The sequence below is a fragment of the Streptomyces sp. NPDC052114 genome, assembly GCF_040680155.1.
Classification (GTDB): domain Bacteria; phylum Actinomycetota; class Actinomycetes; order Streptomycetales; family Streptomycetaceae; genus Streptomyces.
This window is the reverse complement of sequence record NZ_JBFAWC010000002.1, coordinates 206,932-228,549: the sequence shown is the minus strand read 5'-3', so window position 1 is coordinate 228,549 and position 21,618 is coordinate 206,932. Positions and strand designations below refer to the sequence as shown.

15 protein-coding genes and 1 tRNA gene are annotated in these 21,618 nt (G+C 72.0%); 1 reads left to right on the top strand and 15 read right to left on the bottom strand.

What is annotated here, in order from left to right; genetic code table 11:
• Nucleotides 1–2: 2 nt before the first annotated feature.
• The 15 genes from AB0L89_RS05170 to AB0L89_RS05100 form a co-directional block, all read right to left on the bottom strand.
• The gene (locus AB0L89_RS05170; protein WP_365134523.1) at nucleotides 3–680 is read right to left on the bottom strand and encodes a PIG-L family deacetylase; all 678 of its coding nucleotides are present in this window, start codon (nucleotides 678–680) and stop codon (nucleotides 3–5) included.
• On the bottom strand, nucleotides 677–1,471 hold the full coding sequence (locus tag AB0L89_RS05165; RefSeq protein WP_365134520.1) for a glucose-1-phosphate cytidylyltransferase: 795 nt from the start codon (nucleotides 1,469–1,471) through the stop codon (nucleotides 677–679). The genes AB0L89_RS05170 and AB0L89_RS05165 overlap by 4 nt, the downstream gene beginning before the upstream one ends.
• Nucleotides 1,468–2,721: a class I SAM-dependent methyltransferase gene (locus AB0L89_RS05160; RefSeq protein WP_365134517.1), complete on the bottom strand. Its 1,254-nt coding sequence runs from the start codon at nucleotides 2,719–2,721 to the stop codon at nucleotides 1,468–1,470. Before AB0L89_RS05160 ends, AB0L89_RS05165 begins: the two co-directional genes overlap by 4 nt.
• On the bottom strand, nucleotides 2,718–3,998 hold the full coding sequence (locus AB0L89_RS05155; protein ID WP_365134514.1) for a glycosyltransferase family 4 protein: 1,281 nt from the start codon (nucleotides 3,996–3,998) through the stop codon (nucleotides 2,718–2,720). Before AB0L89_RS05155 ends, AB0L89_RS05160 begins: the two co-directional genes overlap by 4 nt.
• A gap of 2 nt (nucleotides 3,999–4,000) precedes the next feature.
• A complete protein-coding gene (locus AB0L89_RS05150; RefSeq protein WP_365134511.1) occupies nucleotides 4,001–5,239 on the bottom strand; it encodes an O-antigen ligase domain-containing protein in 1,239 nt (412 codons plus the stop codon).
• A gap of 1 nt (nucleotide 5,240) precedes the next feature.
• Entirely contained in the window at nucleotides 5,241–6,749 is a 1,509-nt protein-coding gene (locus tag AB0L89_RS05145) for a right-handed parallel beta-helix repeat-containing protein (RefSeq protein ID WP_365134508.1), read from the bottom strand.
• 21 nt (nucleotides 6,750–6,770) lie between these two features.
• On the bottom strand, nucleotides 6,771–8,729 hold the full coding sequence (locus AB0L89_RS05140; RefSeq protein ID WP_365135572.1) for an alginate lyase family protein: 1,959 nt from the start codon (nucleotides 8,727–8,729) through the stop codon (nucleotides 6,771–6,773).
• Nucleotides 8,729–10,918, bottom strand: a complete 2,190-nt coding sequence (locus AB0L89_RS05135) for a bi-domain-containing oxidoreductase (RefSeq protein WP_365134505.1) — start codon at nucleotides 10,916–10,918, stop codon at nucleotides 8,729–8,731. Before AB0L89_RS05135 ends, AB0L89_RS05140 begins: the two co-directional genes overlap by 1 nt.
• Nucleotides 10,919–10,935: 17 nt before the next feature.
• Nucleotides 10,936–12,870: an asparagine synthase (glutamine-hydrolyzing) gene (gene asnB / locus AB0L89_RS05130; RefSeq protein ID WP_365134502.1), complete on the bottom strand. Its 1,935-nt coding sequence runs from the start codon at nucleotides 12,868–12,870 to the stop codon at nucleotides 10,936–10,938.
• A gap of 3 nt (nucleotides 12,871–12,873) precedes the next feature.
• Nucleotides 12,874–14,406, bottom strand: coding sequence for a Wzz/FepE/Etk N-terminal domain-containing protein (locus tag AB0L89_RS05125; RefSeq protein ID WP_365134499.1), 1,533 nt, complete (start codon nucleotides 14,404–14,406; stop codon nucleotides 12,874–12,876).
• Nucleotides 14,403–15,770, bottom strand: a complete 1,368-nt coding sequence (locus AB0L89_RS05120; RefSeq protein WP_365134496.1) for a Wzz/FepE/Etk N-terminal domain-containing protein — start codon at nucleotides 15,768–15,770, stop codon at nucleotides 14,403–14,405. The genes AB0L89_RS05125 and AB0L89_RS05120 overlap by 4 nt, the downstream gene beginning before the upstream one ends.
• Entirely contained in the window at nucleotides 15,767–17,032 is a 1,266-nt protein-coding gene (locus AB0L89_RS05115) for a glycosyltransferase family 4 protein (RefSeq protein ID WP_365134493.1), read from the bottom strand. Before AB0L89_RS05115 ends, AB0L89_RS05120 begins: the two co-directional genes overlap by 4 nt.
• Nucleotides 17,022–18,338 carry a nucleotide sugar dehydrogenase gene (locus AB0L89_RS05110; RefSeq protein WP_365134490.1) on the bottom strand — a complete coding sequence of 439 codons (1,317 nt, stop codon included), beginning with the start codon at nucleotides 18,336–18,338 and terminating at the stop codon, nucleotides 17,022–17,024. The genes AB0L89_RS05115 and AB0L89_RS05110 overlap by 11 nt, the downstream gene beginning before the upstream one ends.
• A gap of 72 nt (nucleotides 18,339–18,410) precedes the next feature.
• Entirely contained in the window at nucleotides 18,411–19,889 is a 1,479-nt protein-coding gene (locus tag AB0L89_RS05105; RefSeq protein WP_365135569.1) for a sugar transferase, read from the bottom strand.
• A gap of 765 nt (nucleotides 19,890–20,654) precedes the next feature.
• A tRNA-Pro gene (locus tag AB0L89_RS05100) sits at nucleotides 20,655–20,728 on the bottom strand.
• Between the two features lie 140 nt (nucleotides 20,729–20,868).
• Here AB0L89_RS05100 and AB0L89_RS05095 point away from each other — a divergent pair.
• The gene (locus AB0L89_RS05095; RefSeq protein ID WP_365134487.1) at nucleotides 20,869–21,591 is read left to right on the top strand and encodes a transketolase; all 723 of its coding nucleotides are present in this window, start codon (nucleotides 20,869–20,871) and stop codon (nucleotides 21,589–21,591) included.
• Nucleotides 21,592–21,618: the final 27 nt, after the last annotated feature.

Here is a 21,618-nt window from a genome sequence, read left to right as displayed (position 1 = left end):
GTTCAATCCCCCAGAATGGAAGTGCTCAGGTTCGAAGTGCCCAGGTCGAGCGTGAGTTTGGTGACGGCGAACGCCTCGGCGTAGCGCGCGTGGCACTCGATGCCGCGGATCCGCGCGAGGCCGAGGAAGGCCTCCCGGTCGTACCAGGGCCGGTGGCGCTGCGAGGGGTAGTGCTCCTGGAGCAGCGCCACCTTCAGTTCGGCGATCTCCGGCGACAGCGGCTGGTACGCGGCCGGACGGCCGAGATCGCCGTCCCACTTGACGATCTCGTAGCCGAGCACCAGGTGGTCGCGGAACGCCGTGGTCATCAGCCGCGCCAGGCCGCGGTGGTCCTGGTGCGCGTCGTCCGTGCGCGGGGCCAGCAGGAGGTCCGGCTCGGTCTGCGCGCGCAGCTCCTCGACCGCGGCCTTGGCCTCCTCCCAGTGCGCGGGCAGCCGGCCGTCCGGCAGCTTGTGCACGGTCAGCCGCAGGTCGGCGCCGGGGCAGAAGGCCGTGAGCGCGGCCCGCTCCTCCTGCTCGCGCTCGCCGCCACCGCCGGAGAGCACCAGCGCGTCGACGCGGATGCCCGGTCGCGCGAGGCACAGGGCGAGCAGCGTGCCGCCCGCGCCGATGGCGATGTCGTCGCAGTGCGCGCCCACCGCGACGATCCGGTCCAGGGGCCCGGCCCCGAGCCGGATCACGTGCGCGCTCCGGCGGCGTCCCGCTCCCACACGGCCCACGGGCGGTCGCCACGGGCGTAGGCGGCGTCGAGCGCGGCCCGCTCCTTCACGGTGTCGGTCGGCTTCCAGAAGCCGCGGTGCTGGTGGGCCACCAGGCGTCCCTGCTTGGCCAGTTGGGCGCAGCCGTCGGCGACCAGGTCACCGTTCTCCGGGATGTGGTCGAAGACCTCCTGGCGCAGCACGAAGTAGCCGCCGTTCTCCCACAGCGGCAGTTCGCTCACCGCGGTGATGCCGCCCACCAGGCCGTCCTCGCCCAGGTCGACGCAGTGGAACGAGGACTGCGGCGGGACCACCATCATCGACGCGCCGGCGTCACGCCCGGCGAAGGAGTCGATCATCTGGGGCAGCGGCGCGTCGGTGAGCACGTCGGCGTAGTTGGCGAGGAACATCTCGTCGCCGTCCAGGTGGTGGCGCACCCGGCGCAGCCGCTCCCCGATCGGCGACTCGACGCCGGTCTGCGCGAACGTGATCGTCCAGTCCGAGATGTCGGTGGAGAGGAGTTCGGTCTTCCCGCCGCGCAGCACGAAGTCGTTGGACGTCGTCTCCTCGTAGTTGAGGAAGAAGTTCTTGATGTGGTGGGCGCCGTACCCGAGGCAGAGGATGAACTCGGTGTGGCCGAAGTGCGCGTAGTAGCGCATGACGTGCCAGATCAGCGGCCTGGGGCCGACCATCGCCATCGGCTTGGGCACGTCGTCCGCGGCGCCGCTGCGCATCCGCATCCCGTAACCGCCGCAGAACAGGACGACCTTCATGCTGTGACCTCTTTCAAGGACGCGACCTCGACGATGCTCAGTTCCGGGATGGGAAAGACCAGGCGGCCGCCCCAGTCGTGCACGTACGACAGCTGCTCGACCAGCTCGGCCCGCAGGTTCCACGGGAGGACGAGGACGTAGTCGGGTTTGTCGGCGGCGATCTGCTCGGGCGGCAGGATCGGGATCCGGGTGCCCGGGGTGAACCTGCCGTGCTTGTAGGGGTTGCGGTCGACCGTGTACGCGAGCAGGTCGGGTCGGATGCCGCAGTGGTTGAGCAGGGTGTTGCCCTTGCCCGGGGCGCCGTAGCCGACGACCGTCTCGCCGCGCTCGGCCGCCTCGATCAGGAACTTCAGGAGGTCCCTGCGCACCTTGGCCACGCGGGCGGAGAACTCGGTGTACCCGGACAGCTCCTGGAGCCCGGCGGCCTTCTCGCGGTCGAGGACGTCGGTCACCCGCCGGCTCGGCTCGCCCGCCGCCTCGGCGGGCCTGGCCCACAGCCGGATGGAGCCGCCGTGGGTGGGCAGCAACTCGACGTCCACGAGGGCGAGTCCGCCGCTGGCGAGCGCCCGGATCGCGGAGGCGACGGTGTAGTACTGGAAGTGCTCGTGGTAGATCGTGTCGTACTGGTTCTCCTCGATGAGGGTCAGCAGGTGCTGCACCTCGATGGAGACCCAGCCGTCGTCGGCGACCAGGGCGCGCAGCCCCTCGGTGAATCCGACGACGTCGGGGATGTGCGCGTACACGTTGTTGGCCACGACCAGGTCCGCCGGGCCGTGTTCGGCGCGGACGGCCGAGCCGGTCTCCGGGCTCAGGAACTCCGTGAGCGTGGGCACGCCCGCGTCCCGCGCCGCGGCGCCGACGTTCACCGACGGCTCGATGCCGAGGCAGCGGATCCCCCGGTCCACCACGTGCTTGAGCAGATAGCCGTCGTTGCTCGCGACCTCGACCACGAAGGCGTCGGGGCCGAGCCCCACCCGCTCCGCCGCGTCGGCGACGAACGTGCGCGCGTGCTCCACCCAGGAGGTGGAGAAGGAGGAGAAGTAGGCGTACTCGCTGAACGTCTCCTCCGGCGTGATCAGCGGAGGAATCTGCGCGAGCCAGCAGTCGGTGCAGACCCGCAGGTGCAGCGGGTACGCAGGCTCCGGCTCGTCCAGTCGGTCCGCGGCGAGGAAGCTCTCGCACGGCGGGGTCGCCCCCAGGTCGACGACGCTCGCCAGCGTCGCCGAGCCGCAGAGTCGGCATCGTGTCATTTACTGCCCCTATCCCCCCTGCCCGCGCGGGTGCCCCGTCGCGGGCCGGTGTTTCCATTTCCTGACGGCGGCGGGCTGTCCCCGTCGCCGGACCGCACCGCGATCGCGGTGCGGTACCCCTCCTCCAGGCGCTCCAGGCCGACGGCCGGGCTGAAGCCCTGCTCGTAACGGCGCCGGGCCGCCTGGCCCATCTCCCGGTTGCGGCCCTGGTCGGCCGCGATCCGGCGTATGCGGGACGCGAGCGAACCGGCGTCGCCCGGCCGGTGCAGCAGCCCGGTCACCCCGTCCTCGACGAGTTCGACGAAGGCGCCGTGACCGGCGGCGACGGTCGGGACCCCGGCCGCCATCGCCTCCACGACCACCAGGCCGAACGCCTCCAGCCACGTCGAGGGCGCCACCACGGCGACCGACCCGGCGATGGCCTTGCGGCACTCCGCCGTGTCGCAGAGGCCGACGTAGCGGACGTCGTCCCGGCCCGCCGCCCAGGCGGTCACCTCCTGCTCCAGCGGCCCCGTGCCGGCGATCACGAGCGGCACGCCCACACCGCCGCTCGCCGCGAGCTCGTCCCACGCGGCCATGAGCAGGCGTACGCCCTTGGCCTCCGCGAGCCGGCCGAGATAGAGCAGATGCTCGCCGTCGCCGGTGCGGCGGTCGTCCGGGTCCGGCACGAAGTTGTGCTTCACCACGAGGCGTTCGGCGGGCATGCCGGCCCGCACCAGGACCTCGCGCTGCGCCCCGGAGATGCAGAAGAACCGCTCCACGCCGGACCACCACCGCCGCCGGTTGACCGACAGGCTGACCGCGAGCGGCACCGTCGCGAGGCGGGAGCCGCGGTAGCAGCCGTGCCGCACGGCGGGCAGCGGCACCGACGTGCCGACGCACTCCGTGCACGGCCTGCCGTCCCGCTGCAGCGTGCCGGGCGGGCAGATCTGGGTGTAGTTGTGCAGCGTGGCGACGGCGGGCACACCGGCGTCGGCGCAGGCGGCGAGCACGGCGGGCGACAGGAGCGGGAAGACGTTGTGGACGTGCACCACGTCCGGGCGTTCGGTGCGCAGCCGGGCGGCGAGCTCCGAGCGGACGGCCGGGTTCCACGGCACGACGAACGGCACGAGGGCCTTGGCCGGCAGGGACCGGGCGGCGATGTCGTCGCTGCGCCGTTCGAAGACCTCGACCCGGTGGCCGGCCGCGCGCAGCAGTGCCACTTCCTGGTCGACGACCTTGTTCTCCCCGCTCGGCTGTGCCGAGGCGTAGCGGTTGTGCACCACGAGGACGTGCATGCTCAGGTCACCTCCCGGTCCCGTGCCCAGCGCGGGACGTGTCGTCGAGGGGCCGCGGGCGCCGGGAGCGCCGTGGCCGGTGCGGGTGCGGGTGCCGCGAGCAGGGAGGCGGCCACGGCCAGATGCAGCAGGTACGGCGAGGCGTCGCCGAGGCCGGCCTCGGTGTACGACGCGATCGCGCAGTAGGTGATCAGGAAGATCGCGCAGGCCCGCGCGAGCGACGGCGGCCGCAGCAGCGCGACGCCGCCCAGCACGACGAAGATCGCCGACACCAGGGTGACGCCGATCAGCCCCTGTTCCTGGTAGACGGCGAGCCAGCTGTTGTCGATCGGCAGCCCGCCGAACGACTTGTCGCCGAGGCCCGCGCCGAACAGCTGCTCCGCGGCCGACCGGGGGGCCGCCAGCAGGGCGTCCCAGACCTTGGCCCGGCCGGTGAGGTTGGACAGGTTCTCCTGGGTCTGCCCGCGCAGGAACCACACCTGGAGCGCGGAGCTGAACCCCACCACGGCCACCACGACGCACACCACCGTCCAGGCGAAGAACCGGCGGGCGGCGGCGCTGGTCAGGACGAGCGAGCCGATCGCCACCGCGAGGCCGACGAGCAGCCCGAGCGTGGCCGTCCGCGTGTGGGTCAGCGCGAGCAGCACGAACGACGGCACGATGACCACCGCCGCGCTGACCCTGTCGGTCCTGCGGCCCAGGAGGAGCAGCACGGTGAGCCCGATGATCACCGCGGCGTACTGTCCGATCTGCGGCGGCGTGAGCGGCCACAGCGCGCCGACGAGGCGTCCGCCGTAGAGCTCGGGCATGGCCGCCCCCGGGGAGACGACCAGGCCCGCGGCCACCGAACCGAGCACCGCGAAATACATTCGGATGTGGTGCCGGACGAATGTCTCGCTGCCGTCCCACCAGCGGCTGACCAGCCAGAGCGTGCCGATGAAGAGAGCGAGCCGGGCGCAGCGGAACAGCGCGCCGAAGCCGGACTCCAGGTCGGCGCTGGAGAGCACGCTCGGCACCAGCAGCAGGGTGAGCAGGAGCAGGAAGGCGCCGGCCCGGATGCGCAGGCGGAGATTGACGGCGAGCGCCAGCGTGAACGCGGCGACCAGCGCGCCCATGGTGACCATCTGGATGAGGGAGCGGGGCAGCGGGATGACGGTCTTCGCCCCCGCGGAGCCGAGCGTGTTGAGGACCAGCAGTCCCCAGACGGTCCCGACGATCTTCGGTGTGCGGTCGGCGCCCATCTCAGCCACCGCCCCGTGCGCGCAGGGTGCTGCCCTTGTCCTGCTGGTACGGCTCGTTCTGCCACTGCCCGAAGTCGAGCACCCGGCTCGGGTCGTGGGTCACGAACTTCCAGGTTCCGCGGTAGACGTTGTCGTGCCAGCGGTTGTGCTGCTTGCGGGTGATCGCGTCGGCCACCCGCTCGCCCTTGTAGGGCGACCAGTTCGGATAGGTGCCGTAGTTGGCGAGGAGGCCCATGCGGTCGCACTTCGCCGTGCAGTCGACGACGGACTTGTCCAGCACGAAGCGGTTGTCGTGGATGTCGACCCGCTGGGTCTTCCAGCGGCAGTCGTCGTAGAGGGGCGAGGTGGTGATCGCGGGCCGCGCGCACCGGTCGGTGTCCTTCACCAGCAGCGTGCAGTCACCGCCCGAGGTGTTGGCCGGGCTGTTGCAGAACCGGTCGGCGTTCTCCCACAGGGTGATGCCCGACCAGTTGTTCTCCAGCACGTTCCGGTAGATCTCGATCTTCTTGGTGCGGGCCCGGACACGTGGTTCACCGCCGGACTCGGACACGTAGACGGTCGCGAAGGGGAAGTTGTCGCCGCGCTCGGCGAACCTGCGGCCCTCGACCCAGTTGTTCTTCCGGATCATGTTCTTCCGGATGACCGCGTTGTAGCTGGTCTCGTAGATCAGCGCGGCGCCGTCGTTCTTCTCCAGCACGTTGTTCTCGATGCGGAAGTCGTTGTTGTTGGTGTCCGCCCACAGGCCGGTGCCGCGGTTGTCGTGCACCCAGTTGCCGCGCACGTCGGCGCCGTCGACCGCCCAGAACTTGACGCCCCCCGTGCAGCCGCAGCCCTTGCGCCGCCGCTCCCAGTCGTGGGTGTTGTTGCCGACGATCTCGTTGCCCTCGACCACCAGGCCGGTGATGCCGCCCTTGGGCTTGTACGCGTTCAGGCCGTACTGACCGTTCTCGCGCAGACAGTTGTCCCGGACCTGCTGGCGGGCACCGGCCATCATCCCGGCGCCGGAGTTGTGCTGGATCGTCGAGTCCTCGATCACCCATCCGTCGGCCGAGTCGTGGTTGACCACGCCCTGGTCCTGGGGTGCCACGAAACGCTGCACGGTCAGATGGCCGATGGTGACGTCGGGGGCGCTGCCGCCGAACGCGTACTGGTTCTTCTTGCGTCCGTCGAGCACCGCGCCCGGCGCCCCGAGGTAGCGATTGCCCTTCTTGGGGATGACCTGGGCGTAGCGGTCCGGGTCGAGCCTGTGCGTGCCGGGGCGGAGCCAGAACGTGGTGTTCGCGGGGTTGCTCCGGGTCTTCGCGGCCAGGTCACCGACCTTCGCGGGGTCGACCGTCACCGCTCCCTCGGGCGCCTTCGCGGGACCGGCCGCGGGCTTGGCGCACACCCGGGCCACGGGTGTGGCCGTCGCGGCCTTCGGCTCCGCCGCCGGGGTGTCCGAGGTGCCGTTCACACAACCGGTCGCCGCCAGCAGCACCAGCGCCGCCGGCCAGGCTCGGTTCCGCCACATGATCCTCCCCACGCGCCCTCCCTAGTCCTGGAACCTGAGTACGGTGGTGAACCCCTCGGCGCCGTCGGCGAATCCGGTGCCGACCAGCGTGGTGGCGGGTTCCTTGCGCCCGAATCCCGCGGAGTACCAGCCCAGCGGCGGGTCGCTCTCACCGCGGTGCGCCCGCCAGCTCAGCTGTCCGGGCAGGTCGAGCACCGCGGAGCGGTCCTCGCCGTCCCGGGTCCAGGTGAGCACGGCCCGGTTCCCCACCAGGTCCGCGGTGACCGCGGGGCCGAGGTGGAACGCCAGACGCGCCGCCCTGCGCGGTCCGCGCACCTCGTCGACCACCCTCAACTCCTGTGTCTGCGACGTCAGTTCGACCCGGCGGCGGTGCACGGAGCACGGGTAGCCGTCGTGCTCGGCACTCCAGCGCGCCACGTCGTCCCCGGGGGCCGGCGCGGCCAGCACACGGCTGCGGGCGTGCCGGGTCCACAGGAACGGGCCGCCGGAGACAGATTGGTCGCCGTCGTCCAGTTGCAGGGTGTTGTGCCCGAGGGTCGACCGGAAGTACTGCCGCCACAGGGGCTGCCCGTGGTAGCAGTACGTCCCCGGGTCGGCGAGCACGTCGACCCCGTCGTGCCGGACCTCCACGGACAGCGCGTCCGCGTGGGCGTGCGCGGCGATCGAGAGGAAGCCGTGCGGGCCCCCGTCGCAGCGGCACCAGATCCCCCCGGGACCGCGCAGGACGCTCATGCCCGCGTCGGCGAAGTGGGCCGGCCGGCTCGCCGGGCGGGAGACGGCCGGTGCGGTCCCGGTCTTCGCGTACGGCCGGACGAGCGCGGCGAGCAGCGGGGTGCGCACGTCGGTGCCGGTCACCTTCGGCCACCAGTCGAGCCGCCCGAACACCGCGTCCCCGGTGGCGAGGAGCGAGGCCCAGCGGTCGGTGCCCGCGCCGTCGACGACCAGACCGTGCCCGTCGTCCGCGTCCCCCTGGCGGGGCGGCCGCAGCCGGTCGTCGACCACGGCCGCGAGCGCGTCGGTCATCCGCAGCAGCACCAGCCGGACCGTCCGGGGCACCGGCACGTCCGCGGCGTCCGCCTCGGCCACCGCGGCCAGGCCGAGTTCCAGGACGAGTCCGTGGTACTCGGTGGCCAGCTCGCGGTTGAGCCCGGAGCCGAAGGTGTTGCCGCGCAGCTGCCGCTCCAGGGACGCGAGTGCGCCGCCCCGCCACCGCGCCGAGGAGGGGAACCAGTCGAACGCGCAGGCGGCGGCGAGCTGCCCGGCGGCCTCGGCGATGACGTGGTTGTTCGCCGAGGACCCCCGGCTGGGGAAGGCGGCCAGCCAGCGCTGGTGGTGCCAGATCTGGTTCACCGCCACCGGGTTGTCCTCGAACAGACCGCTCGCGCCCGGCCAGTCGGCGAGCAGCCGGCGGATCCAGACCCAGGACAGCAGCCGGATCCCCAGCTCGATGCCGCTGATCCAGTGCACCCCGCGCAGCGGCGCGTTCGCCGCCCACCACGACCGCAGGTGCTCGGCCACGCGCTCGGCGTACCGCTCGTGTCCGGTGAGCGCGTAGGCGGCGGCGAGCACGGTGAGGTACTGGTGCCGGGACGGCTCCCAGATCTGCTTGATGTCGCCGACCACGTCCTCGTCGCGGTACGGCACGTCGAAGGCGTAGCCCCAGGGGGCCCGGCGCCCGGTCTTGGGGTCGAACCACCAGTCCGGGTCGACCAGGTCGTCGCGGACCACCCCGAAGTACTCGACGTGCCCGGCCATCAGCCGGTCCGCCTCGGCGATGAGACGCTTCGCGGCGTCCGGCGGCACCGCGGCGAGCGTCCCTGCGGGCAGCACCGAGGTGAACCGGGCACCGGTCACGGTCGGGCAGTCCGGCCGCGCCGACCGCCACCGCCGCCTGCGCACCGCGTCGGCCGCCCGGCCGCCCATCTCCCGCGGCCCCATCCGGGAGAGCCGCCGCAGGTACCAGCCCGCGCTCATCGTCATCACGGCCTCGCCAGCGTCACCGGCGCGCCGGCGGCCAGACCGGCCTGCACCGCGAGAGTGGCCGCGGTGGTGGCGACCAGCGACTCCAGCGGCACCGGCATCGGGCCGCCGGTCCGCACCGCCCGTACGAACGCGGCCAGTTCGGCCTCCTGGCCCTTGTCCCTGGCCTTGGGCAGCCGCGAACTGACCCACCGCTTGCGGCCGTACACCGAGGCGCGGACGAAGTCGTCGAGCCGCAGCACCTTGCCGTCCGCGACGAGGTCCAGCGTCTCCTTGGGGAAGCCGGGCGCTCCGGTCGTGACGTAGCTGATGGTGGCGGTGGACCCGTCCGGGTAGCGCAGCACGACCTGGAGGTCCTCGTTGCCGGACGCGGCGACCGCGTACACCGAGACCGGGTCGGCCCCGAGCAGCCAGCTCGCCGTGTCGATGAAGTGCCCGCCCTCGCCCGCGAACCGCGAGCCCTCGGTGCCCTGCTGGAGGTACCAGCTGCCGTGCCCCAGCTGCCCCGCGTTGACCAGGTAGCGCAGGCTCGCCGGACCGGTCCGGGCGCCGAACCGCTTCCTCGCCTCGGTCAGCAGCGGCGCGAAGCGGCGGTTGAAGCCCACCTGGAGGCGGTCGTTGCCGGACTCCTCGACCGCCGCGAGCACGCTCGCCAGCTCGTCCTCGGTGAGAGCCAGGGGCTTCTCCACGAACACCGACTTGCCGGCCAGGAGCGCCTTGCGGGTCAGCGCGGCGTGCGAGCTGTGCCGGGTGACCACGAACACCGCGTCGATCGACGTGTCGCCGAGCACGGCGTCGAGATCGGTGGTCGCCTCGGCGAAGCCGAACTTCCGCTTGGCGTTGGCCGCGGACAGCGCCGTGGTGGTGACGACGGTCGACAGCTCGACGCCCTCGCGCTGTGCCAGGTGGGGCAGCAGCATCGACGTCGCGTAGTTGCCCGCGCCGACGAACGCCAGGCGCACCGGTGACGTGGCGGACCGGGCCGGGGCGGACGCCGGGCCGGCGGGGCGCTTCACCGCGGGCACGGCCACCGCCGGGGCCTCGGCCTCCCCCGCTTCCACCGGGTGTCCGGGGTAGCGGAAGAGCACGGCCACGGCCTTCAGGTCGCCGTCCTTCAGGCTCTGGTACGTCTCGACGGCGTCGTCGAAGTCGGCGATGTGGGAGACCAGGGGCTCCACGTCGACGCTGCCGCGGGCGAGGAGGTCGAGGAAGCACGCCAGGTTGCGGCGCTCGGTCCAGCGCACGTAGCCGATCGGGTAGTCGCGCCCCTCCAGTTCGTACTCCGGGTCGTAGCGCCCGGGGCCGTAACTGCGGGAGAAGCGGACGTCGAGCTCCTTCTCGTAGTACGCGTTCCACGGCAGGTCCAGGCGGCACTTGCCGATGTCGACGACCCGGCCGCGGTCCCGGCAGAGCCGGGCGGCCAGCTCCACGGGCTGGTTGCTGCCGCCGCCGGCGGCCAGGTACACCTGGTCCACGCCGTGGCCGTCGGTGAGTTCGGCGACGTGGCTCTCCACCGCCGCCGACGCGGGGTCGCCGCAGGCCGCCGCGCCCAGGCCCTCGGCCAGCTCGCAGCGCGCCGGGTCGGGGTCGACCCCCACGACCCGCACTCCCGAGGCGGCCAGGAGCTGGACCACCAGCTGCCCGATCAGGCCGAGGCCGATGACGAGGGCCACCTCGCCGAGCCGGGGCTCCCCCTGGCGGACGCCCTGCATCGCGATCGACCCGACGGTGCCGAAGGCCGCGTGCCGCGGCGCGAGGCCGTCCGGAACCGGGGTGTAGAGGTTCTTCGGCACCCAGTTCAGTTCGGCGTGCAGCGCGTGCTCGTTGCCCGCGCAGGCCACGAGGTCGCCGACCTTCACGTCGTCGATCCCGGCGCCGACCTGCTCGACCACCCCGCACAGCGAGTAGCCGAGGGGGGTGTACGAGTCCAGCTTGCCCATCACCTTGCGATAGGTGGCGGGCACGCCGTTGGTGGCCACGCTCTGCATGACCTTGGCCACCTGGTCGGGGCGGGAACGGGCCTTGCCCAGCATCGACATGCCGGCCTCGGACACCTTCATCATCTCGGTGCCGGTGGAGATCAGCGAGTACGCGCTGCGGACCAGCACACCGCCCGCCTTGCACCCCGGCACCGGCACGTCGAGCACCGCCAGCTCGCCGCTCTTGTAGTTCTGCACAACCTGCTTCACCCGAACTCCTCTGATTCCTAAGCCGTCAAACGAGTGCTCTGGCCGGACCCAGAGGTCGCGCCGCGATACCAGTACTCGAGGGTCAGCACATGCCACAGATGCTTGGAGTAGTCCCGCTGCCCGGCGGCGTCCTCGGCGACCATGCGCGCCAGCGCCTCGCGGCGCAGCAGCCCGGAACTCACGAGCACCCCGTCGTTCACCACCTCGCGCACCAGCGGTGCCAGGTCCCGGCTCATCCAGGCGCGCAGCGGGGCGCTGAACAGGCCCTTGGGCCGGTAGACGATCTCCTTGGGCAGGATGGTGGTGGCCGCCTCCTTGAGGACGGCCTTGCCCTGCCGTCCGGAGATCTTGCGGTCACCGGGCACGGCGAACGCCGCCTTGACCACCTCGACGTCCACGTACGGCACGCGCACCTCGGTCGACGCGGCCATGCTGGAGCGGTCCGTGTACGTGAGGTTCAGGCCCGGCAGGAACATCCTCGCGTCGCCCAGGCACATGCGGTTGACGAAGTCGTCGAGGTCGTTGTCCCGGTAGACGTCCGCGTGCTCGGTCAGCACGTCCTCGACCGTCCCGGCCAGGTCCGGATCGACAAGGGCGAGCAGTTCGTCCTGGTCGTACATGGTGTAGCTGCGCCGGAAGGCGGTCTCCTCCGGCAGATCGGCGAAGGAGAGGAACCGCTTGGCGAAGCGCACCGACCGGTACCCCCGCCGGGCCGTGGCGACCGGCAGCCGGTCCACGGCCGCGGACACCCCGCGCCGCAGGGGCCGCGGGACGCGCTGGTAGCGCAGTGCGATCAGGTTGGCCAGGTGCTTGCGGTACCCGGCGAACAGCTCGTCGGCGCCCATCCCCGAGAGCATCACCTTGACCCCGGCCTCCCGGGCGGCCGTACAGATCAGGAACGTGTTGATCGCGGCGGGGTCGCCGATCGGCTCGTCCAGGCTGTACGTCATCTGCGGCAGCAGGTCCAGGACGTTGGGCGCGATCTCGATCTCGTGCAGGTCGACGCCGAACCGCTCGGCCACCCGCCGGGCGTAGCGCAGGTCGTCCGGCATCGCCTCGAACTTGGCGTCCTCGGCGCGGAATCCGATGGTGTAGGCGGAGATCCCGGGCCGGTGACGGGCCGCGAGGGCGGTCAGATAGCTGGAGTCGAGGCCGCCGGAGAGGAAGGTCGCCACGGGGACGTCGGACAGCAGGTGCTGCCGGGTCGACTCCTCGACGATGGCGGCCAGGTCCGGCAGTTCGCCGCTGCGGGCCCGCTCCTGGCCCTCGGCGGCGACGTCCTTCAGGTTCCAGTACCGGCCGCGCTCCACCCGGCCGTCGGGCCGGATCCGCAGCCAGCTCCCCGGCGGCAGCTTCTCCGCCTCGCGGAACGCGCAGCGCGAGTCCGGCACCCAGTAGTAGAGGAGCGAGGCCACCAGCGCCCCGTGGTCCACCTCCAGTGATCCGCCGGTCACGGCGGCGAGCGCCTTGAGCTCGGAGGCGAACACCAGCCCCCCGCCGCGGCGCAGCAGGAACAGCGGCTTGATGCCCAACTGGTCGCGGGCGAGCACCAGTTCACCGGTGCGCTCGTCGAAGATGCCGAACGCGAACATGCCGCGCAGCCGGGGCAGGCAGTCCGTGCCCCAGCGCCGCCAGGCCTCAAGCACCACCTCGGTGTCGGAGGTGCCCCGGAAGCGCGCCCCGGCCGCGGCCAGCTCGGCGCGCAGCTCGGGCGCGTTGTACAGCTCGCCGTTGTACGTCAGGGCGAGACCGCCCGAGACCATCGGCTGGGCGCCGGTCTCGGACAGGTCGATGATGGCCAGCCGGCGGTGCCCGAGGTGCACGTCGCCGTCACCGGTGGGGTGGCTGTACCGGCCCGCCCCGTCCGGACCACGGTGGGCGAGCGTATCGGTGAGCCGGTCGGTCACGACCTTCCCGTCCGGCCACCGGTACGTGCCTGCGATGCCACACATGTCTTACCGCGCCTCCTGATCGCTTTCCGGAACTCGTACGGCCGGCCTCGGCCGCAGCTCCGCACTCGGCCCGCCCGTCTCGTTCTGCCGGGCCAGCCGCTCGAAGTGGCCGCGCAGCGCGGTGTGCTGCCCGTCCCACAGGGTGCCGTCGGTCCGGTCGCGCGGATCGGGGTCGATCAGCACCACACCGATCACCGGGATGCGCTGGTCCGCGAGCTGCCGCGCCACGGTGTGCAGCCATGCGGCGCTGCCGTGCCCGGCGCGTACGACGAGCACGGTCTGCCCGCCGAGGTACTGGAGGTCGGTCCACGCCGTGCCGGGCGAGACCGAGCCGACGCCGAGCCTGCGCACCTGCCGCGGCTCGGCCGCGGCGCGCTCGCCGCTGAGCACGGCCGGATCTCCCGGCTCCCGGCGGCTCTTGGCGAGCTGCGGTCCCGGCAGGCCGTCGACGACGACCACGGGCCCCTCCGTCGCCAGCGCCCTGGCGACGTCCAGCGCGATCGCGCTCGTGGCGCGCGCACAGCCCAGTTCCAGCAGCGACACCGCTTCCGCGGAGCCGCGCACGGTGCGGGTGAGGGTCGTGGTGAGCTGCTCGCGTGCCCTGCCGATGCGTCGGCGCCGCCACGGCCCGACGGACCAGAGGGACCCGCGGCGCAGCTCCGCGACGACCGAGGCGCCCAGGTGCGCGGCGATCTCCCGGCGCAGCACGGGGCGGTCCGCCACCACCGAGCCGACCGCGGCCACCACGAGTCCGAGGACGAGCCCGAGGAGGCACCCGATCCCCGCGTGGGTGGCAGCGCTGCCGGCCAGGGAGTGCCGCACCGCGCGCGGGGCGTCCACGACCTGCGTGCCGGCGATGATCCGGGGCGTGCCGACGCGCGCCTCCTCGGCGCGCTGGCCGAAGTCGGCGATCCGCGAGTTGAGCTCGGCCCGGCGGGCGAAGAGCGACTCGATGCTCGCCGACTCCTTCGGGTCGCTGCTCTCCGGCGGCCGGTCGCCGATCGTCCTGTTGACCTCGGCCAGTTCCTTCCGCATGCGGTCGCGCTGGTCGCGCAGGGCCTTGGCCTCGGCCGTGGCGGCCGCCCGCATGCGCCGCACGTGGTCCGCGACGAACGCGTCGGCCAGCGCCTTGGCGCGGGCCACCGCGTCCGCGTCGCTGTCACCCGTCACATCGATCTGCAGCAGGTTGTTGGTCACGCCGGTGCCCCGGTACTCCTTCATGAAGTCCTCGGGATTTTCCGTGGAGTTGAGGGACTCCAGGGCCTGGCCGGCGATCCGGGTGGTGCCGAGCAGCTCGACGTCGGTGCGGATCAGCGTTCCGGTGTCGTTGGGCTGGTCCTCCTGATGCGCGACGAGGACCTTGGTCACCGCGGTCGGCGGTGGCGGCATCAGGACCGCCATGGCCGCGCCGGCCAGCAGTCCGAGGAGTGCCAGGGAGGCCCAGAGGCGGCGACGTCTGCGTACCGCCACCACCAGCGCCTGCAGGTCGAGCAGCGGAGCGGCGGCCGACGGCTCCGTGTTCTTGCCGGTCGTCACCCTGAACCTCCCTTCGTTTCGTCTCCGATCGCGGCCGCCCGGACGGGGCGCCGCGGAGAGTGGTCGGCTGTGCGTGCCGGAGTGGTCAGGACCGTGCCGGCGACGACGACGCCGACGACCTCGTGTCCGGCGTCCGCGCACGCCTCGGCGATGCCGGTGAGCTCCGCCGCGGTCCGGCTGCCCGCGCTGAGCACGACCAGGGCGCCGGACTCGGTCTCGCGGTCCGGCACCAGTGCCCGGGACACCGATACGTCCACCGTTCTCAGGAGCGGGTCGCCCCCGGCCTCGGCGGCCAGCTGGGTGGCGGCACGGCGGGCGGTCTCGTCGCCGTCCGGTACGACCACCAGCAGCCGACGGGGGGCCGGCAGCCGGTTGCGGAGGCGGGCGCACACCCGCCGGTAGCGGATCCGTCTGCCGGACTCGTCGCCGGACGTCTGCGGGGCCGGCACGTCCCACCGGGTGTCGAGGCCGAGCAGCCAGCGCAGCAGGGCCCGCGGCCCGCCGCCCTTCGGCCGGGACGCGGCCCCTTCGTCGGGCACGTCGACGGTGCCGAGGAGCGCCGAGCCCAGCGCCGCGGCGATCTCTGCCTCGGTGCGCAGCCGACGGCTCGCGCGGGCGGCGGTGAGATGGCCGATGACCGCGAGCAGGAAGGCCAGCAGCGCCCCGGCGAGGATGAACTGCATCCTCGTCGGCGGTGCCTCGCCGGTCGGCCGGGCCGCGGGCCCCATCACGACCATGTTGGTCTTGTTGGTCGCCGGGTCGGCCTCGTCCAGCTTCTTCATGGCCTCCTGGAGCGTGGTGCGCAGCTTCTCCAGCTCGGTGCGGGCCTGCACGCTCTCCACGGTCCGGCCGGGGTCGGCGGCCTTCGCCAGGTCGCTGATGCGGCGGTTGGTCCGCGCGACCTTCTCGCGCAGCGTCTCGGGCCCGTCGGCCGTGTCGGAGTCGGAGTCGTCGCCCGCGATCCGTGAGGCGAAGGCGACGAACTGCTGGGCCACCTGGTCGGAGAGCTTCTGCGCGCGCTCCGGCGTGTCCGCCGTACCCGAGATCTTGATGATGTTGCCGTCGGCGGCCTTGGCGGTCACCTGGTCGCGCAGCTCGCCGCTGCTGACACCTCGCCAGTCGAGGGTGTCGGCCGCGCGGTCGACCACCGCCGAGCTGGCCGCGATCTCCGCCTGGGTCAGCAGCTCGCGCTCCTCCCACTGCCCCGCGAGCAGGACCGACGTCGACGTCGTGTAGTTGGGCGGGAACAGCAGGGAGACGCCGTACCCGACGAGAGCGCCCACCACGGCGGCGATGACGAGGAGCCGCCAGCGTCGCCGGAAGATCCGCCCGATCGTGACCAGGCGTATTGCTTCGTCACTCAACTGCGCTGCCTCTTCCCAGAGCGGACCGGGGTGCCCGTGGACACCTGAGCGTGGTCACGGCAGGCGGATCTGTAGGCGGCCAGCAGGGCTTCCTGGGAGTTGCGCCAGGACAGCTGTCCGCTGATGCGCTCGCGGCCGATCTCGCCCATCCGGGTCCGCTGTTGCGGATCGTCGAGCAGCAGTGCGATGAGCTTGGCGAACTCGGCCTCGTCGTTGGCGGGTGCGTAGACGGCGGCTTCACCGGCGGAGACTCTCGCCTCCCTGAGGTCGAACGAGACGATCGGCCGGCCCATGACCATGTACTCCAGGACCTTGTTCATGGTCGAGACGTCGTTGAGCGGGTTGCGCGGGTCGGGCGAGAGGCACACGTCCGCGCTGGAGAGGTAGCGCACCAGGTCGGCGTCCGGGATGCGCCCGGTGAACTGCACCTGGTCCGAGAGCCCGAGCCGCCGGGACAGCTCCACCATCGCGTCGAAGGCGTCGCCGGCACCGACGAACACCGCGTGCCAGTCGGTCCGCCCGACCTCGTCGCGCAGCTTCGCGAGGGCCCGCAGGGCGTAGTCGACGCCGTCCTGCGGTCCCATGACGCCGAGGTAGCACAGCAGATGGGGCTTGCCGCGCTTCAACTCCGGCTCGGGCGGCACCGGGTGGAACCGCTCGATGTCGGGTGCGCTGCGCACCACGAAGACGTCTTCCGGGCGCTTGCCGCCACGGCGCACCGCGACGTCCCGGTAGCTCTCGTTCGTGGCGAGCACGATGTCCGCGGCCCGGTAGGTCCGCCGTTCCAGCGCGCACACGGCGCGGTAGAGCAGGTCCTTGCCGCGGTCGAACCGCGACAGGTACAGCTCGGGCACCAGGTCGTGCTGGTCGAAGACGAACCGCGCGCCGCGCCGCTTCATCCACAGCGCCGGCAGGAACAGCAGGTCCGGCGGATTGCAGGCGTGGACCACGTCGACCGGCCCGACCTCGCGGGCGAGGCGGAGCGTGTGCCACAGGGCCGATCCGTACTCGCGCAGGTAGCCGGCCGGACCTCCGGTGGCCGCGCGCAACGGGTAGCGGTGGATCCGCACCCCGTCGATCACGGCCTCCGGCTCCGTGTCTCTCTTCTCCCCGCGGGGGCAGATGACGTGCACCGTCCAGCCCGCGTCGCGCAGTGTCGTGCACTCCTGCCACACCCGCCGGTCGAACGGCACCGACAGGTTCTCCACCAGGATCAGTGCGCTCCGGCCCGGCCGGTCGCCCCTGGTCGTGTCACCAAGCAAGGCCCATGTACCCCGGTTCGGCCCGACGCGCCTCGGCGTCGGGAAGGCGGATGAGGTCGACGATCACCGGGCCGTCACCGTGGGGCAGTGCCGACAGTACGGCCGGGTCCTTGGTGCCGACGAGACACACCTCGGCGTGCTCCAGCACCTCCTCGACGGAGTCCGCGAGCAGCTGCGCGAGGTGCGGCAGCCGGGTCTCGATGTACTCGCGGTTGGCGCCGATCAGCCGGGAGAGGCTGACGTTGGCGTCGTGGATGCGCAGGTCGTAGCCCTTGCCGAAGAGTCTTTCCGCCAGCTCGACGAGCGGGCTCTCGCGGAGGTCGTCGGTACCGGGCTTGAAGGAGAGGCCGAAGAGGCCCACCCGGCGCTTGCCGGTGCGCTCGACCAGCTCCACCGCGCGCTGCAGGTGGTCGGCGTTGGAGGGCAGCACGTGGGAGAGGATGGGCACCGAGATGTCGGCCCGCCGGGCCGCGTGGACCAGGCTGCGCAGGTCCTTGGGCAGGCAGGAGCCGCCGAAGGCGAAGCCGGGCCGCAGGTAGGCGGGGCTGATGTTCAGCTTGCGGTCGGCGAGGAACACGTCCATCACCTGGTGCGAGTCCACCCCGAGCGCCTGGCACACCGCGCCGAACTCGTTCGCGAAGCCGATCTTGAGGCCGTGGAACGCGTTGTCCGCGTACTTGATCGCCTCGGCCGCCGGGACCGGCACCCGGAACACCTCGCCGGGCAGCCCGTCGTACAGCGCCGCCACCACGTCGCCGCTCTCGCGGTCGAGCTCGCCGATGACGGTCTTGGGCGGGTCGAAGAAGTCCCGCACGCTGGTGCCCTCGCGCAGGAATTCGGGGTTGACCGCGACCCCGAAGTCCACCCCGGCCGTGCCGCCCGCGTACTTCTCCAGGATGGGCACCAGCAGGTTCAGGCAGGTGCCCGGGAGCATGGTGCTGCGGAACACGACGGTCTGCCGCCCGCCCCGCTCGGCCACCGCGGCACCGATCTCCTCGGTGACCCGCTCCAGATATGTGGTGCACAGGCTGCCGTTGGGCTCCGACGGCGTACCCACGCAGATCAGCGACACCTCGCTGTTCATGATCGCCTCGCGGACGTCGACCGTGGCGCGCAGCGCCCCGGTCCGCACGACCTCGGCGGTGAGCTCGCCGATCCGCTCCTCGACCACCGGGGCCTTGCCGGCGTTGACCAGGTCGACCTTCACCTGGTTCACGTCCACACCGATGACTTCGTGCCCCATGCTCGCCAGGCACGCGGCCGACACGCAGCCCACGTAACCCAGCCCTAAGACGCTGACCCTCATGATCCGTCCCTCCCCCAGGCAGGCCCTTGCCGCCTGCCTTCCGTGCGTTGATCGATTGACGCCACTCGCGCTTCAGTAGGCGCCCTGTCCCTGGAGCACCGCGCGCAGGGTCTTCCACAAGATCACCGTGTCCAGGGCGAGCGACCAGTCCTCCACGTACCGCAGGTCGAGGCGGACCGCCTCCTCCCACGGCAGGTCGCTGCGCCCGCTGATCTGCCAGAGGCCGGTGAGCCCCGGCTTGACGAGCAGCCGCCGTCTGATGTCCGGGCCGTAGGCGGCGGACTCCTCCGGCAGCGGCGGCCGGGGACCGACGAGCGACATCGATCCGGTGAGTACGTTGAACAGCTGCGGGAGTTCGTCGATCGAGTACCGGCGCAGCACCGCTCCCACCCGGGTCACCCGCGGGTCCCGGCGGAGCTTGAACAACAGGCCGGCGCCCTCGTTGAGTTCGGCCAGCGCGGCTCGTGCCCGGTCGGCCCCCACGACCATGGTGCGGAACTTGTAGATGGTGAACTCCTGGCCGTCCTTGCCGACCCTGCGCTGGCGGTAGAAGGCCCCGCCCCGGCTGTCCACCAGCACGAGCAGCCCGACGACCAGCATCAGCGGCGCGAACAGGAGCAGCAGGATCGCCGCGCCCAGCCGGTCCACGATGCCTTTGACGGCCCGGCGGCCCCCCGTGAAGGTCGGCATGCTGACCCTCAGCAGCGGGATCCCGAGCACCGCGTCGACGTGCAGGCGCGGGCCCGCCACCTCCATGAGCACGGGGGCCACGACCATCTCGGCGTCGCTTCCCTCGAGGTTCCAGGCCAGCCGCTGGAGCCGGTCCGGGGACCAGTGCGGGTCCGGTGTGACCGCGACGACGCGGTAGCCGTCGCGGCGCACATGGCCCGCGACGTCGGTCAGTTGGCCCACGACCGGCACGCCGTCCAGTTGGTCGCCGTCGAGGCCGAGGCCGTCCGCCGTGCACACCGCCTCCACCCGCCAGCCCAGGTGCGGGAACTTGCGGGCCCGGGTGATCAGGTCGCGCACGGTGGCCGGGCTGCCGGCCGCCAGTACTGGTCTCAGGCAGCGCCCTTCCTTGCGCTGTTTGTGGAGCCAGAGGCGCAGTACGTACCGCGCGGTCATGGTGACGATCGCGATCGCCGGGATCGCGACGAAGATCCAGAGTTTGATGTTGCGCGAGGTGAGGGCGATGCCGCCGAGCGCCAGGACGACGGCCGCCGTGAAGAGCGAGCGTCCGAGCCGACGGAACTCCTCGGCCCCCTGACCGAGCACGGCCGGAGCCCAGGCCCGGCTCAGCGCGAGCGCCCCGAGCACCAGCAGTTCGGTGCCGAACGCCAAGAACGCCCAGTTCTCATGCCAGTTGGCAGCGTCCCGTACCCCGAAGAAGCCGCCGATCGCCGCCACCACGAAGGCGGTGGCCGCGGTGTCGCTGGTGATCACGGTACGCCGGTACCGCTGTTCCCAGTCCGTCGCGGGCTGGTTGATCGCCCCGTTCACCGGACGCCCGCGCCCCGGTAGGAACGGGCTGACTAATTCCCCCTGCTGCACTGACCCCCTCAGGTCGCCAGTGGGCTCGACGTGTTCGCTCCACACGGTTCCTCCCCCCGGGAGGCCCTCGCCCCCCGCACTGTCCTCCCCTCGGGAGGCCCCCGCCTCCCGCGCCGCGCCGTTCCTCCCCCCGAGGAGGCCCCCGCCCCCCACGCGTGACGTTCCGCTGTTCCAGCGCTACGTGAACACCCCACTCGGGCGGCTGCGGACACACGTGTCCCGCCGAACTCCCGAGATGTGCCGGAACCCGCCGTGATCCTGGGTACTCCCCGTACCCGGGACCCCCTCCGGGGCTCCAGAAATCGATCACCCCCACGCCTGACACCAGGGACGAAAATGCTGGCTGTCCACGACGTCAGACCCATAGATCATCTTTTGTCGCCTCGTGTCCACCTGTGAAGCACGGTCAACATAGACCATCGGGGCCAGCCTGCAGAGAGGATGTGTGCAATTTGTGCTCAAGCTTTGAAGCGGGCTCCACTGATCATTTACTGCCCTTGGACATCTCGCCGACGAGGTCGTGCCCTGTGACCTGCAGTGACGGACACACTCCGGACGGTTGGCGTCCACATCCACAGGTGTGCCGGCGCCGCCAACTGGGCCGCGATTATGGCCACTTAAAGCCGGTCGGGCGGATCCGCACTTGACGAGGGCCCGGCGACCCGCCGTCGATCAAGGCCCCGAGGGGGGCCATCGGCTCTCCGAAAACGACCAAGGGCCGCATCGGATTTCTCCGATGCGGCCCTTGCCGACGACTCTCACGAGTCGGGACGACAGGATTTGAACCTGCGACCCCTTGACCCCCAGTCAAGTGCGCTACCAAGCTGCGCCACGTCCCGTTGCCCGTGTGACCTGGGGTTTCCCCCTCGGCCGAACGCGCACCGAAACCATACCGCACTCGGGCCGGTGATCGCTCACCCCTTTCCCGGGGCCGGGTCGCTGTTGACCTCAAGTGGGGTTTAAGTTGCACGCTCGCGGCATGACGACCACCACGGAACGTGCATACGAATACTCCGACCTGCCCCGGCTCATGGGCCGCATGACCGGGGCCGAGAAGCACGGCCCGGCCGCGACGTCGACCCTGGACGCCCTCTGGGTGCTCTACGACCGCGTGCTCGGCGTCACACCGGAGCGGGCGGACGACCCGGCGCGCGACCGGTTCCTGCTGTCCAAGGGGCACGGGCCCATGGCCTACTACGCCGTCCTCGCCGCCAAGGGGTTCCTGCCCGTCGACTGGCTGGAGGGCTTCGGGTCGTACGACTCGCCGCTCGGGCACCACCCCGACCGGGTGCTCGTGCCGGGGGCCGAGATCGGCAGCGGGTCGCTGGGGCACGGGCTGCCGCTCGCCGTGGGCACGGTGCTCGGCCTCAGGGCACGCGGGCTCACCGGGCCCCGCGTGTGGGTGCTCGTCGGGGACGCCGAGATGGACGAGGGCAGCAACCACGAGGCCGTCGCCTACGCCGGGCCCGCGGGGCTCGAACAGCTGCACGCGCTCGTGATCGACAACGCCTCGGCGAGCTACGCGAGGCCCGGCGGGACCGCCGCCCGGTTCGAGGCCGCGGGCTGGTCGGCCACGACCGTCGACGGGCGCGACCACGACGCGCTGTACGCGGCGTTCACGGCGCCGCACCCGGGACGGCCGCACGTGGTCGTCGCCCGCGTCGAGCCCAAGGAGTCCCTGCGCGAGCCGAAGCTCGCGTAGGACACCCCCGGCACCTCACCCCACCCG